At 64.0% G+C, this 15,573-nt stretch carries 12 protein-coding genes; 9 read left to right on the top strand and 3 right to left on the bottom strand.

All coding sequences use genetic code 11. The features are described from left to right. The first annotated feature begins 13 nt into the window (after nucleotides 1–13). From AC0QUY_RS11220 to AC0QUY_RS11235, 4 genes are all read left to right on the top strand, one after another. A complete protein-coding gene (locus AC0QUY_RS11220; protein ID WP_475386881.1) occupies nucleotides 14–1,330 on the top strand; it encodes an aspartate aminotransferase family protein in 1,317 nt (438 codons plus the stop codon). A 120-nt stretch (nucleotides 1,331–1,450) separates the two neighbouring features. After that, on the top strand, nucleotides 1,451–3,115 hold the full coding sequence (locus tag AC0QUY_RS11225; protein WP_475386882.1) for a hydantoinase B/oxoprolinase family protein: 1,665 nt from the start codon (nucleotides 1,451–1,453) through the stop codon (nucleotides 3,113–3,115). 2 nt (nucleotides 3,116–3,117) lie between these two features. Next, nucleotides 3,118–5,160 (top strand): hydantoinase/oxoprolinase family protein, encoded by a 2,043-nt coding sequence (locus AC0QUY_RS11230; RefSeq protein WP_475386883.1) that lies wholly within the window; start codon nucleotides 3,118–3,120, stop codon nucleotides 5,158–5,160. A gap of 106 nt (nucleotides 5,161–5,266) precedes the next feature. Beyond that, entirely contained in the window at nucleotides 5,267–6,487 is a 1,221-nt protein-coding gene (locus AC0QUY_RS11235; RefSeq protein WP_475386884.1) for an ABC transporter substrate-binding protein, read from the top strand. 216 nt (nucleotides 6,488–6,703) lie between these two features. Here the strand turns inward: AC0QUY_RS11235 and AC0QUY_RS11240 are convergent, their stop codons facing one another. Both AC0QUY_RS11240 and AC0QUY_RS11245 read right to left on the bottom strand, forming a co-directional pair. Further along, on the bottom strand, nucleotides 6,704–7,918 hold the full coding sequence (locus AC0QUY_RS11240) for a mandelate racemase/muconate lactonizing enzyme family protein (RefSeq protein WP_161852726.1): 1,215 nt from the start codon (nucleotides 7,916–7,918) through the stop codon (nucleotides 6,704–6,706). Between the two features lie 298 nt (nucleotides 7,919–8,216). After that, nucleotides 8,217–9,458 (bottom strand): amidohydrolase family protein, encoded by a 1,242-nt coding sequence (locus AC0QUY_RS11245; RefSeq protein ID WP_161852727.1) that lies wholly within the window; start codon nucleotides 9,456–9,458, stop codon nucleotides 8,217–8,219. A gap of 153 nt (nucleotides 9,459–9,611) precedes the next feature. On the opposite strand from AC0QUY_RS11245, the gene AC0QUY_RS11250 reads away from it, so the two are divergent. After that, entirely contained in the window at nucleotides 9,612–10,031 is a 420-nt protein-coding gene (locus tag AC0QUY_RS11250) for a nuclear transport factor 2-like protein (RefSeq protein ID WP_161852728.1), read from the top strand. Between the two features lie 102 nt (nucleotides 10,032–10,133). On the opposite strand, the gene AC0QUY_RS11255 is transcribed toward AC0QUY_RS11250, so the two are convergent. Beyond that, nucleotides 10,134–10,892: a GntR family transcriptional regulator gene (locus tag AC0QUY_RS11255; protein WP_161852729.1), complete on the bottom strand. Its 759-nt coding sequence runs from the start codon at nucleotides 10,890–10,892 to the stop codon at nucleotides 10,134–10,136. A gap of 195 nt (nucleotides 10,893–11,087) precedes the next feature. On the opposite strand from AC0QUY_RS11255, the gene AC0QUY_RS11260 reads away from it, so the two are divergent. From AC0QUY_RS11260 to AC0QUY_RS11275, 4 genes are all read left to right on the top strand, one after another. Further along, nucleotides 11,088–11,951, top strand: coding sequence for an ABC transporter ATP-binding protein (locus tag AC0QUY_RS11260; protein WP_475386968.1), 864 nt, complete (start codon nucleotides 11,088–11,090; stop codon nucleotides 11,949–11,951). Nucleotide 11,952: 1 nt separating this feature from the next. Further along, on the top strand, nucleotides 11,953–12,729 hold the full coding sequence (locus AC0QUY_RS11265) for an ABC transporter permease (protein WP_475386885.1): 777 nt from the start codon (nucleotides 11,953–11,955) through the stop codon (nucleotides 12,727–12,729). Nucleotides 12,730–12,776: 47 nt separating this feature from the next. Further along, nucleotides 12,777–13,802, top strand: coding sequence for an ABC transporter substrate-binding protein (locus AC0QUY_RS11270; protein WP_161852731.1), 1,026 nt, complete (start codon nucleotides 12,777–12,779; stop codon nucleotides 13,800–13,802). Between the two features lie 147 nt (nucleotides 13,803–13,949). Continuing rightward, nucleotides 13,950–15,392: an amidohydrolase family protein gene (locus AC0QUY_RS11275; RefSeq protein WP_475386886.1), complete on the top strand. Its 1,443-nt coding sequence runs from the start codon at nucleotides 13,950–13,952 to the stop codon at nucleotides 15,390–15,392. Nucleotides 15,393–15,573 lie beyond the last annotated feature (181 nt).

A 15,573-nucleotide genomic window follows, 5' to 3' on the forward strand; every position in this document is an offset into this window, starting at 1 on the left:
TGGGAAATGGCACATGTACCCGGATCCTGACTCGTCATCGCAGAAAATGTACGACCGCGCGCTGGCGAGCCTGCCCGGCGGCAACACGCGAACGACCGTGTTCATGAAGCCCTATCCGATCTATGCCGCGCGCGGGGAGGGCTGCCGGGTCTGGGATCTCGACGACAACGTCTATATCGACTGCATCAACAATTTCACCTCGCAGATTCACGGCCACGCGCATCCCGCGCTGGTGAAGGCGGCAACCGCGCAGCTCGCGCTCGGCTCGGCATTCGGCCTGCCGACCGCGTCCGAGGTCGATCTCGCTGAACTCTTGGCGTCGCGATTGCCGTCCGTCGATCAGGTGCGGTTTGCCAATTCCGGCACCGAGGCCGTGATGATGGCGCTGAAGGCGGCGCGCGCGCATACTGGCCGGCCAAAAATCGCCAAATGCGAAGGTGCCTATCACGGCTCCTATGACTACGCCGAGGTGAGCCTAGATCCGACACCGGAAGCCTGGGGCCGCAACGCGCCGGTCTCGGTCGCCTATGCCAAAGGCACGCCCGACAATGTGTTGGCCGATGTCGTCACCATTCCCTTCAACGACACCGAAGCGGCGGTCAGCCTGATCCGCGAGCATGGCCGCGAACTCGCCTGTGTGCTGGTCGATCCCATGCCTAATCGTGCCGGTCTGGCGCCGGCTGACCGGGCCTATCTGGAGGCGCTGCGCAAAGTGACGCGCGAGGTCGGCGCGCTGCTGATCTTCGACGAAGTTATCACGTTCCGCCTCGGCTATCACGGTGCGCAGGGTATCTGGAACATCGACCCAGATCTCACCACGCTGGGAAAGATCATCGGCGGCGGTTTTCCGGTCGGCGCGATCGGCGGCCGCAGGGATGTCATGGCGGTATTCGATCCGCGCGCAGGCAAGCCGGCGCTGCCGCATGGCGGCACGTTCTCCGCCAATCCGGTGACGATGCGCGCCGGGATCGCTGCGATGGAACTGCTCGATGATGCCGCATTCGCGCGGCTCGATGCGATGGGTGAGGCGGTTCGCTCCGGCATCGACGCCGCATTCAGGCGCCACGGTGTGCCCGGCGGCACGGTCGGACTCGGCTCCTTGCTCAAGATTCACTTCACCGACCGGCCAGTCCGCGACTATCGCTCAGCCTACCTGAGCGAGGAGGAGGCGCGGCGCCAGACAGTATTCTTCCGCGCATTTATCAATCGCGGCGTGCTGTCCGCGGGCAATGGCTTGATGGCGTTGTCGACCCCGATGACGGATGCCGATATCCATGCCATCATCGACGCGGCGTCGGGCGCGCTCGAAGAAGTCGCAAGGACGTTGTGACCATCAAGCTGTAGGATGGGTGGAGCGAAGCGATACCCATCATGTGCAGACATCATGCACCGCCCGTGTTAGTGAGGGTTTCGCAAGGGCTCAACCCATCCTACGAATAGACGTCTACGAATGTCCGCTAAGATCGATCCTATCACGCGCTCCGTCGTCCAGCACCGGCTCAGTTCGATCGTGAAGGAGATGGGCGAGGCCATGCTTCGCACCTCTTATTCACAGATCCTCAATTCCAGCCGCGACTTTTCGCTGGCGATCTGCGACACGAGCGCACGGCTGATCGCGCAGGCCGACCACCTGCCGGTCCATGTCGGCGCGCTGCCCTGGGCGACGCTCGCGGTCGAGGAACGGTTCAAGGATGTGCAGCAGGGCGACGTCATCCTGCTCAACGATCCCTATTATGGCGGCAGCCATCTGCCCGATCTCACCGCCTTCGTCCCGGTCTTCGCCGACGGCAAGCGTCTGCTCTGGACCATCGTCCGCGCGCATCAGAGCGATATCGGCGGCGCAACCCATGGCGCCTACAATCCTGCTGCCACTGAGATCTATCAGGAAGGCCTGCGCGTCCCGCCGATCAAGCTCTATGAGGCTGGCAAACTGCGCGACGATCTACTCGATTTGCTGGCGTTGAACATTCGCAACCCCCGCGAATTCCGCGGCGACCTTGCCGCAATGCTGGGCGCGGCGCATCTCGGCGAGCGGCGGCTGTCGCGTTTGTTTTCGGAGTTCGGGGCACCGGTGGTCGAAGCCGCCGTCGAGGCGATCCTCGATGCAACGGAGCAGCAGACGAGAGCGGTGGTTTCGACGTGGAAGGACGGCGTATTCCACGGCGAGGCATTTCTCGATGACGACGGCCATGGCCGCACCGACATCCGCATTGCCGCGAAGGTGACCAAGAAGGGCAGCGACGTCGAGGTCGATCTCTCCGATTCCGATCCGCAATCGACCAGCTTTGTGAACTCCTCCCATGCCAACATGCAGGCCGCCGTCGCGATGGCATTCGCCTATCTGATCGACGCCGAGATTCCCAAAAACACCGGCGCGCTGCGGCCGCTGAAGGTGATCGCAAAGCAGGGCACGGTGGTGTGGGCCGATCCCGGCCGGCCGGTGACGCTGTGCACCAGCCACCCCTCCAATGAAATCGTCGAGGCGATCGTCAAGGCGCTATCGGCATCCTGCCCGGAACGCGCAATGGCCGGCTGGAGCCGCAGATTCCGGATTGCGATCCAGGGCGAGGACCCGCGCACCGGAAAGAATTTCATCTGGCACCTGTTTCAGGCGCGGCCCGGCGGCGGCGCGTCGTCGGGCGGCGACGGCTGGTCGTCGATCGGCGAGTGGCACTCGGTTGGCGGGCTCAAATTCGGCAGTCTCGAAGTTGCCGAGGTGCGCTTTCCCCTGCATTTCCGCACGCATGAATTCCGCCCCGGCTCGGGCGGCGACGGCCAGCATCGCGGCGGTCTCGGCGTGTCGCTCGATCTGGTGCTGGAGACGGCAAAGCCCGCAAAGGGCAACACTGCCGGCGACGGCGCGCGCCACGGTCCCTGCGGTATGCTCGGCGGCGAGGATGGTAAGCCGCACCAATATCGTCTCTTGTCCGAAGGCCGCGAGCCGCGCGTACTGCGCACCAAGGAGGTCGGCATCGAGTTGCACCCCGGCGATTGCCTTGAGATACGATCCTCCGGCGGCGGCGGCTGGGGGCCGCCCGCCAAGCGATTGGAAGAAGCCCGCCGTCGCGACCGCGAGCAGGGCATGACGGAAGTCCCGGCGGAGCAGCGTAGCTAATCATGTTCAGGATAGGCGTTGACGTCGGCGGGACCTACACCGATCTCGTGGCTACCGACGAGAGTGGGCGAACCGTGTTTGCAAAATCCCCATCTACTCCGGCGGATCAATCGATCGGCGTGATGGCGGGGCTCGAAGAACTGGCGCGGCGGCTGAACGTCACGCGCGCGCAAATGCTCGCCGCGACCGATCGTCTCGTGCACGGCACGACGGTTGCGACCAATGCGCTGCTGGAGCGCAAGGGCGCCAAGGTCGCGCTTATCACCACTGAAGGCCATCGCGACGTCGTCGAGATGCGCGAGGGCCTGAAGCCGGACCGCTACGACCTGCGCTCGCCGCCGCCGGCGCCGCTGGTGCCGCGCGATCTGCGCTTCGGTGTGAAAGAGCGGCTCAAGGCCAACGGCGAGATTCTGATTCCGCTCGAGGCGACATCGCTCGACGACGCCATAGCCGGGATCAAGCGATCAGGCGCAACCTCGGTCGCGGTGTGCTTTCTGCATTCCTATCTCAATCCCGTTCACGAACTCGCCGCCGTCGAGCGGCTGAAGCAGGCGCTGCCTGGCATCAGCATCTCCCGCTCCAGCGACGTGCTGCCGCAGATCAAGGAGTATGAGCGCGTCTCGACCACGATCGTGAACGCCTATGTCGAGCCGATCGTACGGCGCTATCTGACCAATCTCGAAACGCGGCTCGGCGAGGCCGGCTTCAAGGGCAGCCTCTTTGTCGTGCTCTCGCATGGCGGCATGGCGCCCGTTGAAGAAGCCTCGCGGCTTGCGGCGGGCACCGTGCTGTCGGGACCCGCGGGCGGCATGTCCGGCGGGCGGCGCTGTTCTGATCTGGTCGGCATTCCCGATCTGGTGCCGTTCGACATGGGCGGCACCTCGACCGACATCTCGCTGATCTCCGGCGGGCAGGCGTCGCTATCCGCCGACGGCATGCTGGCCGGCCAGCGCATCGCGCTGCGCAGCCTCGACATTGCCAGCATCGCGGCGGGCGGCGGCTCGATCGCCAGCGTCGATGGCAGCCGCACGCTGAGAGTCGGGCCGGAGAGCGCGGGCTCGGTGCCGGGCCCGGCCTGCTACGGCAATGGCGGCGAGGCCGCGACGGTTACCGACGCCAATGTCGTACTCGGCTATCTCGATGCCTCAGCCTTCATGGGGGGCAAACGCCCGCTCGACCGCGCAGCGTCGGAAGCGGCGGTCGATCGCATCGCTGCCGCGATGGAGCTGTCGCGCATCGAGGCCGCCGCCGGCATCTACCGCATGATCAATTTGAACATGGCCGACGGTATCCGCCTGATGACGCTGCGTCGCGGCGTCGATCCGAGACGCTTCGCGCTCCTGAGTTTCGGCGGCGCGGCCGGCCTGCACGCGGCGGAAGTAGCGCGTGAACTCGAGATCAAGCGCATCATCGTGCCGACGGTGGCTTCCGTGCTGTCGGCCTGGGGCATGCTGACCAGCGATCTCCGCTACGAAGTCAGCCGCACGCATTACGGCGCCGGCGCGCGCATCACCGCCGATGAAGTGCACGAGCTGTTCGCCGGGCTGGAACAGCAGGCCGCTGGCCGGCTGCGCTCCTGGTTCGATGGGCCGATTGCGATCGAACGCTCCGCCGAGATGCGCTACGGCGAGCAGATATTTGAGATTGACGTCTCGCTCGACGGCCTCGACTGGAGCGGCGCCGATCTCGTCGAGCGGATCGAGGATCGCTTTCACGTCAGGCACGAGGAACTGTACACCTACGCCTCGGGCGGCCAGGAAGTCGTCTTCGTCAACGCCCGCGTCGCCGCGGTCGGCGAAGTCGCGCGGCTGGATGAGGGCGCGCGGGAGGCCGCGGCATCCAACGCCTGTTCGCCACGCGGCAAACGCCAAGCCTTCTTCGGCGGCTGGCGCGAAGTGCCGGTCTACGCACTCGATGAACTGCGGCCGGGCCATACCCTGACCGGTCCGGCCATCATCGAAGCCGAGACCACGACCGTGCTGGTCGACACCAGCGACCGCGTCACGGTCAATCCGTTGGGATGGCTGGATATTTTGTTGCGCTGATCGCGGGCCAACATTTCATTTTCAATGGCCCCGCTTTCGGCGCTATCATCGTGATCGCTGGGTGGCGTCACAAGCTCCCGCGAGCTTGGCGTTCGAGGCCGCGTCGATGAGAACAAGAATAAAATGGCTGCTACCAACCTTCTTCGCCGCATTGTTGTTGGCCGCCCTGCAGCCGGCCCGGGCTGCCGGCGTCACCGACACCGAAATCCGCATCGGCAACATCATGCCCTATACCGGGCCGCTGGCCGCGTTCGCTTCGATCGGCCGGGCGGAAGCCGCCTATTTCGACATGATCAATGAGCGCGGCGGCATCAACGGGCGCAAGATCAAGTTCATCTCGCGTGACGACAGCTCAAATCCGAGAACCGCGGTCGAGCAGACCCATGAGCTGGTCGAGCAGGAGCGTGTGCACCTGATGTTCGGTTCGTTCGGCACGCCGAGCAATCTGGCGACGCGAACCTATCTCAATGAGAGAAACATTCCGCAGCTCTTTGTCGCCTCCGGCGATGAGGAGTGGGCGCATCCGAAGCGATTTCCGTGGACGATGGGATGGCAGCCGACGTTCCGGGCCGAGGGCCGGATCTACGCCAATTACATCCAGGCCGCCTATCCGAGCCGGAAGATCGCCGTGCTCTGGCAGAACGATCAGTTCGGCCGCGATCTGTTCCGAGGATTGCAGGAGGGGCTTGGCTTCACCGCCAACATGATCGTGGCCGACATCGCCATCGAAGCGGATATGTCGATCGATACCCAGGTTGAAATCCTGAAGAACTCCGGCGCCGAGGTGCTGGTACTCAATTGCGCGCCGCCGATCTCGGCGCGCGCGATCCGCAGGGCGGCCGAATTGGGCTGGCATCCGCAGCTCGTGCTGGTCAACGCGGCAGCGTCGATCGCGAACGCGCTGAGGCCGGCGGGGCTGCAGAATTCCGTCGGCGTGATCTCCACCTCGTTCCTGAAGGATGCCAGCGACACCACCTGGAAAGATGATTCTGCCATCAAGGAGTGGCTGGCGTTCATGGACAAGTATTATCCCGATGGTGACAAGGAGGATGGCAACGCCATCTTCGGCTACGCGGCCGCTGAGACTCTGGCTCGGGTATTGACCCAGTGCGGCGATGACCTGTCGCGCGAAAACATCATGCGGCAGGCGGCGTCGCTGCGAAACTACCAGAGCACGGTCGCCTTGCCGGGAATAACGATAAACACCGGGCCGACCGACTTCCATCCAATCGAACAGATGCGGCTGGTGCAGTTCGACGGCAACTCCTGGCAGCCGATCGGCGATGTGATCGAAAGCGCGTTTCTGGGCGCGCCGGGAGATAAGTGAGTGTAGGGTGGGCAAAGCGTAGCGTGCCCACCATCTCTCCGATTGCGCAAACTGAATGGTGGGCACGCTTCGCTTTGCCTACCCTACGAAGTCTCTCCGTCATGGCCGGGCTTGACCCGGCCATCCACGTCTGGCTTGCCGATAGATCGAGAAGGCATGGATGCCCGGGTCAAGCCCGGGCATGACGACCGTGAGAGCGCTGGCAAATCTCGCCGCCTACTTCTTCTGCCCGTAATTCAGCAGCCCGCCCTTGCTCTTCGGCGGATGCGCGCGCAGGCCCTCTTCGTTGGGCTCGATGCCCCAGCCCGGGCGGTCCGGCATCACCAGGTGACCGTCGACGATCTCGGGCACGTGCGTGAACAGCTCATGGTCCCAGGCGAGGCGATCGATATCGGTCTCCATGATGCGCAGATTTGGCACAGCCGCCGAGAAATGCGCGTTCATCATGGTACAGAGATGGCCGTAGAAATTGTGCGGGGCCACGTTGACCTCGAAATGTTCGGCGGCAGCGGCAATCTTCATCGATTGCCACACGCCGTTCCATGGCGTGTCGACGATGGCGACGTCCATCGCCTGTTCGTTGAAGTAGGGCAGGAACTCGCGCAGGCCCAGCAGCGTTTCGCAGGATGAGATCGGGTGCGGGCTCTGGCGGCGGATATAGCCCAGCGCCTGCGGGTTGAAGGTGTCGATCTCCACCCAGAACAGATCCATGTCCTTGATGGCGCGCAAAATCTTCAGGTAGCCCTCGGTCTTGGCATTGAAGTTGAGGTCGAGCAGCAGATCGACATCGGGACCGGCGCCGTCGCGGATCGCTTCCAGGTGCGTGCAGAGATTGCGCAACACGGTGCGGTCGACATTGAGCTCGGGTTCGAACGGCGAGCCGAAGCCGGGCCGCCAGCCCTGCGGCTTGCCGTCGGTGTAGACGAAGATGTTGGTCTTCATCGCCGTAAAACCTTTTTCGCGCACCTCGCGGCCGATCGATTTGACGCCGTCGAGATCGGTAATCGCCGGCTTGAACCAGTCGGGATGGTTGATGCGCCAGGTCGCGCAATGCGACCAGTAGACCCGGATGCGGTCGCGGATCTTGCCGCCGAGCAGTTCGTAGCAGGGCACGCCCAGCGCCTTGGCCTTGACGTCGAGCAGCGCGTTCTCGATCGCCCCTAACGCCAGCGCCACCACGCCGCCCGCGGCCGGCCGCGTCGCCGCAAACAGCTCCACGTAGATCCGCTCATGCTGAAACGCATTCTTGCCGACCACGCGCGCGCCAAGCCGCTCGATCGCCGTGGTCACGCCGGGCGCGCCGAAGCCTTCGTCATACTCGCTCCAGCCGACGATGCCGTCCTCGGTCGTGATCTTGACGAAGTGGTAGTTCCGCCATCCGGCGTCGCAGGCAAGCGTTTCGACGCTGCGCACGGTCGTGGCCTTTTTCATGATTTCCTGCCCCGGGGCTTGTTGTTGTGGTTGGTCCGATAACAACAACGGATCGGTGGGGTGTCAATTGCAGGGCAGCGCATGAGGCAGAGCATGGCCTGCATGGTTCGAGACTCACGAAGCGTGGTCTCCACTTTCGTCATGGCCGGGCACAGCCGTCTGAAGGACGGCGTCGCTTCCGCTCGCCTATGACCCAGCCATCCACGTCTTTCTTGCTTGTGTCGAACAAGAACGTGGATGCCCGGACATCTAGTGCGAAGACGCGCTTCGCGCTTCTGCCCGGGCATGACGGAGACTTCTACGCCTCCGGCCGAAACAGCGTCGCCTTCCGCCGCTCGAACACCTGCCGCCCGTTCTTGAATCCCATCAGCACGTCGGGCAATTCCGCAATCGCATTGGTCCCGCTGTCGGTATCGAGGACGATCAGGTCCGCCGGGTTGCCCGGCGCGATGCCATAGTTCCGCAGGTTCATCAGCCGTGCCGGCAGTTCCGTGACGAGATCGAGGCAGGCGTCAAACTCGCTGATCCCGGCATGCGCGACATTGGCGTAAAAGTTCGCCATCCGCAGCAGCGAGGCGTCGCCGAACGGCGTGAACGGATTGAGCACGTTGTTGGTCGCGACCGAACAGACAACGCCGTCCTCGACCAGCTTGTGCGCCACTGTCAGTCCGCGCGGCACATTGTGCGCGGCATCACGGCCCATCAGGTACAGATCGGTCGCGGGTAGCACAGTCACCGCGACGCCGGATTTGGCCAGCCGCGCCGCCGCCGCCTTCAGCCGGTCCGGCGGCAGCGCCGACAATTTGGTGGCGTGGCCGATCGCGACGCGGCCCTGATAGTTGCGCCGCTCGGTCTGCCGGCAGACTTCTTCGAGATGCCACCACGACGGATCGAGATCGAAATCGAGATGCAGGTCGACATCGATGTCGAACTGCTGCGCCAGGTCGAATACCTTTTCGAGATGCGCGTTCGGGTCGGTGTCCATATAGGGACAGCCGCCGATCGCCTCGCCGCCATCGCGCAGCGCCGCGATCAACAATTCCTCGGCGCCGGGATCGTTGGTCAGGCCTTCCTGCGGGAACACGCAGATCGAGAGATCGATCGCCCAGGCATAGTCGCGTTTCAGCGCTTTCACCGCCTCGAAGCCGCGCAAGCCGATGCGTGGATCGATTTCCACATGGGTGCGCATCCGCGTCGTGCCATGCACGATGGCGCGTTCGATCACCCGCGCGCCGCGGGCATAGACGTCTTCCACCGTGAAGTTGCGCTTCATGGCGGCGACCGCGGCAATAGCTTCACCGACGCTGCCATGGTTGTGCCCGCAGCGGCCGAGCAGGCAGGCCTTGTCCAGGTGAATATGGGTGTCGACGAAACCGGGCAGCACCAACCTGCCGCCGACGTCGATCTCGGCGGTGTCGCAGGCTAGCCGTGGCCCGATGGCGGCAATGCGCCCGCCGGCAACGCCGATATCGACCGGCGTCGCTGCGGCCCGGGTCTTGGCGTTGCGGAAGATCAGATCGAAGGCGGTTTTCGCGGTCATCGGGCGTCAGGCTGGAGAGGGCTTCAACCTACCGGAAGCGGGGAGGCCGGGCAGCTCCAGATTGTGTGCAATTTGACGGTCAAATTGTTCAAAAAATGTGCATGCAGTTTGGTGGCTGGACTGTAGTATCCGCGGGCATCAGGAGAACCCGCCATGTCCACCGCCGCCAAAGCCGAACGCAAGGGAATGTCCGATGCCGAGGTGGTCGAGGCCTATCTTACGGCGTCGATGATCCCGGATCCCGATGCCGCATCGGCCTATATGAAGCCCGGCACCATCATCACCTTCACCGGCGGGCGGGAGTTCGACCATCCGCGCGGGCCGACCGGCTTCAACGCAAAACGCTATCGCTGGGTCAAGAAGCAGATGGACCGTTTCGACGTCTGCCCCGGCGCGGAGGAGACTGTCGTCTACAGCATCGGCACCCTCTACGGCGAGTGGATCGACGGCACGCCGTTCGAGGGCAACCGCTATGTCGACCGCTTCGTGGTCAGGGGTGGCCAGATCGTGAAGATGGACGTCTGGAACGACAGTGCCGAGCGAATTCTGCTGCAGCGTGGGATCGAGGCGTAGGGGTTTCTCGTCATTGCGAGGAGCGAAGCGACGAAGCAATCCATCTCTCCGCGCGCGTGGAGAGATGGATTGCTTCGACTTCGCTCGCAATGACGGTGGAAACTACCGCGCCCTGACCACCTTCGGCAGCTTCACCACGCGCTCGCCTTCGCCTTCCTCGGCATAGGGCGCCAGAATATCCAGCAAATCCCGGCCGCGCTGTGGGGCAGGGGCCACCAGCGCGCGGCTGGCGACCGAATCCAGATGGCTGTGCATCAGGCTCATCACCTTGACCTCATCCCCCTTGACCAGCGCAGCAATGATCGCGCGGTGCTCGTTGATCGCGCATTCCGACGAATGCGGGCGGCTGTAGAGCGATAGCGTCAGGCAGCAGCGATAGGCGACCTCGCTGACATAGCGCACCAGGATCGGGCTGTTCGTCATGTTGGCGAGCAGGATGTGGAATTCCGTCGCGAGGCGAATCGAGACCGCATCCACGCCGTCGCGGGCGCGGTCCTCGGCATCGACATGGGCGTTCAGCTCGGCAATCTGGGCCTTGGTGAGTTTGCCGGCGAGCTGGCGCACTACCAGCCGCTCGAGCTCGATCCGGATATCAAAGGCATCGCGCGCTTCCTGCCAGCTCGGCGTCGCCACCACCGCAATGCGATTGCGGCGAAGCTCGACGAGACCTTCGGCGGCCAATTGGCCCAGCGCGTGGCGGGCGATGGTGCGGCTGACGCCGAACCTCTCTCCTAGGGAATCCTCCGGCAGTTTCGCCCCCGGCGCCAGCGCCTGCTCGATGATGGCGCGGCGAAGCGCGCGGCAGATCAGCCCGACCTTGTCGGACGGTTCGGCGGTCTTGCTGGCGGGGCGGGGCGCCATCGGCGAATCCTTAGAGGACGTGCTGCGAATGGCGCCTCTTATCACAATTGCCGACCAATTGTGCGCCTCAATTGCATGCAGTTTGAGGGCGGAATTGCACAAAAGGAATCCGCTGGATTGGGCGGCAGATCGCAGGACCATTGATTTCAAAGGCGAGTTTCGCTGGCATCCGGCTTGCATGCACTTCCAGCCATGATGCGCATGCAGCCACACTCCGAATTCGCCGGCTCACCCGTTTCGGCGGCCGCCGCCCCGATCGCCATCGAACTATCGGAAACCTCCGTCACCTTCGGCCGCGGCGCCCGGGCGGTGCCGGCGCTGTCCACCACGACCTTGCGGATCGCCGACGGCGAGTTCGTCGCGCTGGTCGGCCCCTCCGGCTGCGGCAAGTCGACCATCCTGCGGCTGGTCAGCGGCCTGGTGCAACCGTCGTCGGGCGTGGTCATCGTCGGCGGTCGGGAAGTTGCGGCGCGCGCCATGCGCGTCGGCATGGCGTTCCAGAACCCGACCATGCTGCCGTGGATGTCGATCGAGCGGAACATCATGCTGCCGCTCAAGATCGTCGAGCCGTTCCGCTCGCAATTCCGCAAGCTGCGCAAGACCGAATTCCGCGACAAGGCCAACGCGCTTCTTGAGCAGGTCGGCCTCAAGGGGTTCGGCAACCGCTACCCCTGGCAACTCTCCGGCGGCATGCTCCAGCGCGCCAATCTCTGCCGCGCGCTGATCCACGAGCCGCGCATGCTCTTGCTGGATGAGCCCTTCGGCGCGCTCGACCAGTTCACGCGGGAAGAACTGTGGTCGATCCTGCAGGAGCTCTGGATCGCCCACAAGCCGACCGTGCTGCTGGTGACGCACGATCTGCGCGAGGCGGCGTTCCTCGGCAGCCGCATCTGCGTGATGAGCGCGCGCCCCGGCCGCATCCTCGACGACAGCCGCGTCGATTTCGTTCGGCCGCGCACGGTGGCGATGACCTTCGAGCCGGATTTCGTCGCGCTGAACCAGAAGCTGCGCGCCTTCATCGCCGACGCGAGAGGCGCGGCAACCAAGGGGACGGCCTGAGATGTCCGAGTTCGATTATCGCCAGAAGGTCTGGTCGGCGGGGCTGATCGTCCTGTTCTTCGTCGCCTGGGAATTGTTCTGCCTGATGACAGGGATGTCCGACCTGGTGCTGCCGCGGCCGTCGCAGGTGTTCGTCACGCTGTTCGAGAAATTCCCGATCCTGTGGCCGCATATCCTGCAGACGCTGGCGACGACGATGATCGGCTTCGTGCTTGGCGTGGGCCTCGGCGTCCTGCTCGGCGCCATCATCGGCGTTTCCAAGACCGCGTATGACACAGCCTATCCGCTTCTCGTCGGCTTCTCCTCGATTCCGAAGGTCGCTGTCGTGCCGATCTTCGTGCTGTGGTTCGGCTCCGGCACGGTGCCGGCGGTTTTGACCGCGCTCTCGATCTGCTTCTTTCCGATCGTGGTCAACATCGCGACGGGCCTCGCCACCACCGAACCCGAACTGGAAGACGTGCTGAAGGCGTTAGGGGCCAGCAAGCTCGACATTCTCTGGAACGTCGGGCTGCCGCGCACCATGCCGTTCTTCTTTGCTTCCCTGAAGGTTGCGGTTTCCTACGCCTTTGTCGGCGCGGTGCTGTCGGAGACTGTCGCCTCGAACCGCGGCATCGGCAACGTCATGATGACCGCGTCCTCGAATTTCAACGTGCCGCTGGTGTTTGCCGGCCTGTTTGTGCTCGCCGGCCTCGGCGTCGCGCTCTACGTCATCTTCTCGTTGATCGAGGGACGCGTCACCGGCTGGGCCACCCGCAAGAACGACGTGATCACGACATGAACCAGGATTCCGTCAACCGCCATCCAACCCTTATCGAGGAGATCGCCATGTTAGCCAGAGTAACCGCCGCGCTGCTGGGAGTTGCCCTGTTCGCCGGCACCGCCAGCGCGCAGGAGACGACGATCAAGTTCACTCTGGGCTGGAAGACGCAGGGGTCGGACGCCGCATTCTTCTATGCCAAGGACCACGGCTTCTTCAAAGAGGAAGGCCTCAACGTCGTGATCGACCAGGGCGAGGGCTCCGGCGCGACAGTGACGCGCATCATGTCCGGCGCCTATGACGCCGGCTTCGGCGATGTCAACGCCATCATCCAGAACGCCTCGACCAAGCCGCAAGAAGCGCCTGTGATGGTCTACCAGATCTGGAACCAGCCCCCATTTGCGATCGTCACCAAGAAGACCAGCGGCATCAACACCATCAAGGATTTCGAGGGCCGCACGCTCGGCGGCGCGCAGGGCACGCCGACCACGCGGCTGTTGCCGGTGTTTGCCAACAAGAACAAGCTGGAAGGCGAGAAGATCAAGATCTCCAACATGGCGCCGAACCTGCAGGAGCCGATGCTGATCAAGGGCGATATCGACGCGGCGCTGGTGTTCAACATCACGAGCTATTTCAACCTGGTGCTGAACCGTCAGGATCCGGACAAGGACTACAAATGGTTCTCGTTCGGCGATTACGGCCTCGACCTCTATTCCAACGGCCTAATGGTGTCACGCAAGCTGCTCGCGTCCAATCCGAAAGCCGTCGCCGGCCTCGTCCGCGCCGTCAACAAGGCAATGATCGCGATCGCCAAGGACCAGAACGCGGGCATGAAGTCGGCCGTGAACTACGACAATCTCATCAACGTCGATGTCGAGAAGCGGCGCCTGCAGTTTTCCTTCGACAAGCTGATCGTCTCGCCCGAGATGAAGGAGATCGGCGTCGGCGACGTCAAGGACGACCGCATGGCCCGCGCCATCGGCATCATCGTCGAAGGCTACCAGCTCGCCCGCGCGCCTGCGCCGTCGGAGATTTTCTCGCGCGAATTTTTGCCGCCGCGCGCGGAAAGGGAGCTGGTGTATACAGCGAATTGACGCTTGGTGTATCCATTCGTCATTGCGAGCCAACGGGTCGGCGCGAAGCGCCGCCCGATGACAGGCTTCGCGAAGCAATCCATGCCTCTGCACGGGGATAGATGGATTGCTTCGTCGCTTCGCTCCTCGCAATGACGGAGTGCGACTATGATGATGGACGTTCCGGCACACAGCCTGTTCTCCGGCCCGGATCGCGGCTTGCTCAATGACGTCGTGCTGCGGCACGACAACGGGCTCATCACCCACATTTCCGAGGGGGCGCGACCAACAATCGGTCCGCGCACTCTCATCCTTCCCGCCTTCGTCAACGCCCACGACCATGCCCGCCCGGCCGCCTCGTCCTTCGGCGCGCTCGGCATGCCCTTGGAAAGCTGGATCCTCCGTTCCGCGCTCGGCACGCCGGTCGATCCCTACCTGACTGCGGCCTCGGCATTGGCGCGCTCGGCGCGGGCCGGTTGCGCGGCGATGATGATCCATTACACCCGGCCGAGCGGGGCGATGCCGCTGGTCGAGGAAGCAAAAGCCATCGCGCGGGCAGCGTCTGATGTCGGCATCCGCATCGCCTTTGCGCTCGCCGTCCGCGACCAGAATCCGGTGGTGTATGGCGATAGCGAGCCGGTGCTCTCGGAACTCGCGGGCGATGATCGCAAGACGATCGAAGACCTGTTCGTCCGCGCGCCGATGGCGCCAAAGGCCTATATTGAACTGACGGACGCCATCGCATCTGAGATCGCCGGGCCCAAGGTCGATGTGCAACTCGGCCCGGCCGGCGTGCAATGGTGCTCAAAGCCGCTGCTGGAGGCGGTGGCAGAAAATTCGGCGCTGACCGGCCGGCGCATTCACATGCATCTCCTGGAAACTATCTATCAGCGCGCCTGGGCCGACCAGCATTTTCCCGGTGGCGTCGTCCGCTACCTCCGCGACATCGGCTTGCTGTCGGAGCGGCTGACGCTGGCGCATTGCATTCATGCCGGTCCCGACGAAATCGAGATGATCGCAGCGTCAGGCGCGCGCATCGTCACCAATTTCTCCTCCAATTTGCACCTGGGCTCCGGCCTTGCCCCGATCGCCGCGGCGCACCGATGCGGCTGCGCCATTGCGGTCGGGGTCGACGGGCTGGCGCTGGACGAGGATGATGACGTGCTGCGCGAAATGCGGCTGGTGCAGATGATGCACGGCGGCCTCGGCTTTGAGCGAACCTGGACCGCGTCCGAATTCCTGGCGCTCTCGATCGCCAACGGCCGCAAGGCGACGGGTGCCCCCGGAACCGGCGCGCTCCTATCAGGCGCACCGGCCGATTTCGTCACCCTCGATCTCGACCGGCTCGACCGCGACCGCATCATGCCGGTCGATCCGATCGATCTCCTGTTCGCGCGCGGCAACGCCTCGCTGCTGCGCGACGTGGTGGTGGGCGGCCGAAAGATCGTCAGTGACGGCCGCTGCACCGGCGTCGATCTTCCTGACATCGAGCAGGAACTTCGCGGCATCTACCGCGCCAGCGCCGGCAAGCTCTCCGGCTTTCAGCGCGCCTGGCCACAGCTATCGGCCTCGCTGCAGCGCTGGTTCGAAACCCACCTGGATTGCCGCTAGGCCATCGCGCCTTCAGGCGAAGCATTTCCCTGGAGCCGGGAGCGAACACCCGCGCGCGCATACTTTCAGTGATTTCCGTTTTGCGGAACAAAATTCCACTTGCATCGGATTTCGCGCAAGGTTGTCATGTTCACCAACAAGAATCTGAATTGACAGCGATTTTGCGCCGGAGAATTCGGAT

The organism is Bradyrhizobium sp. WYCCWR15520 (genome assembly GCF_056174665.1).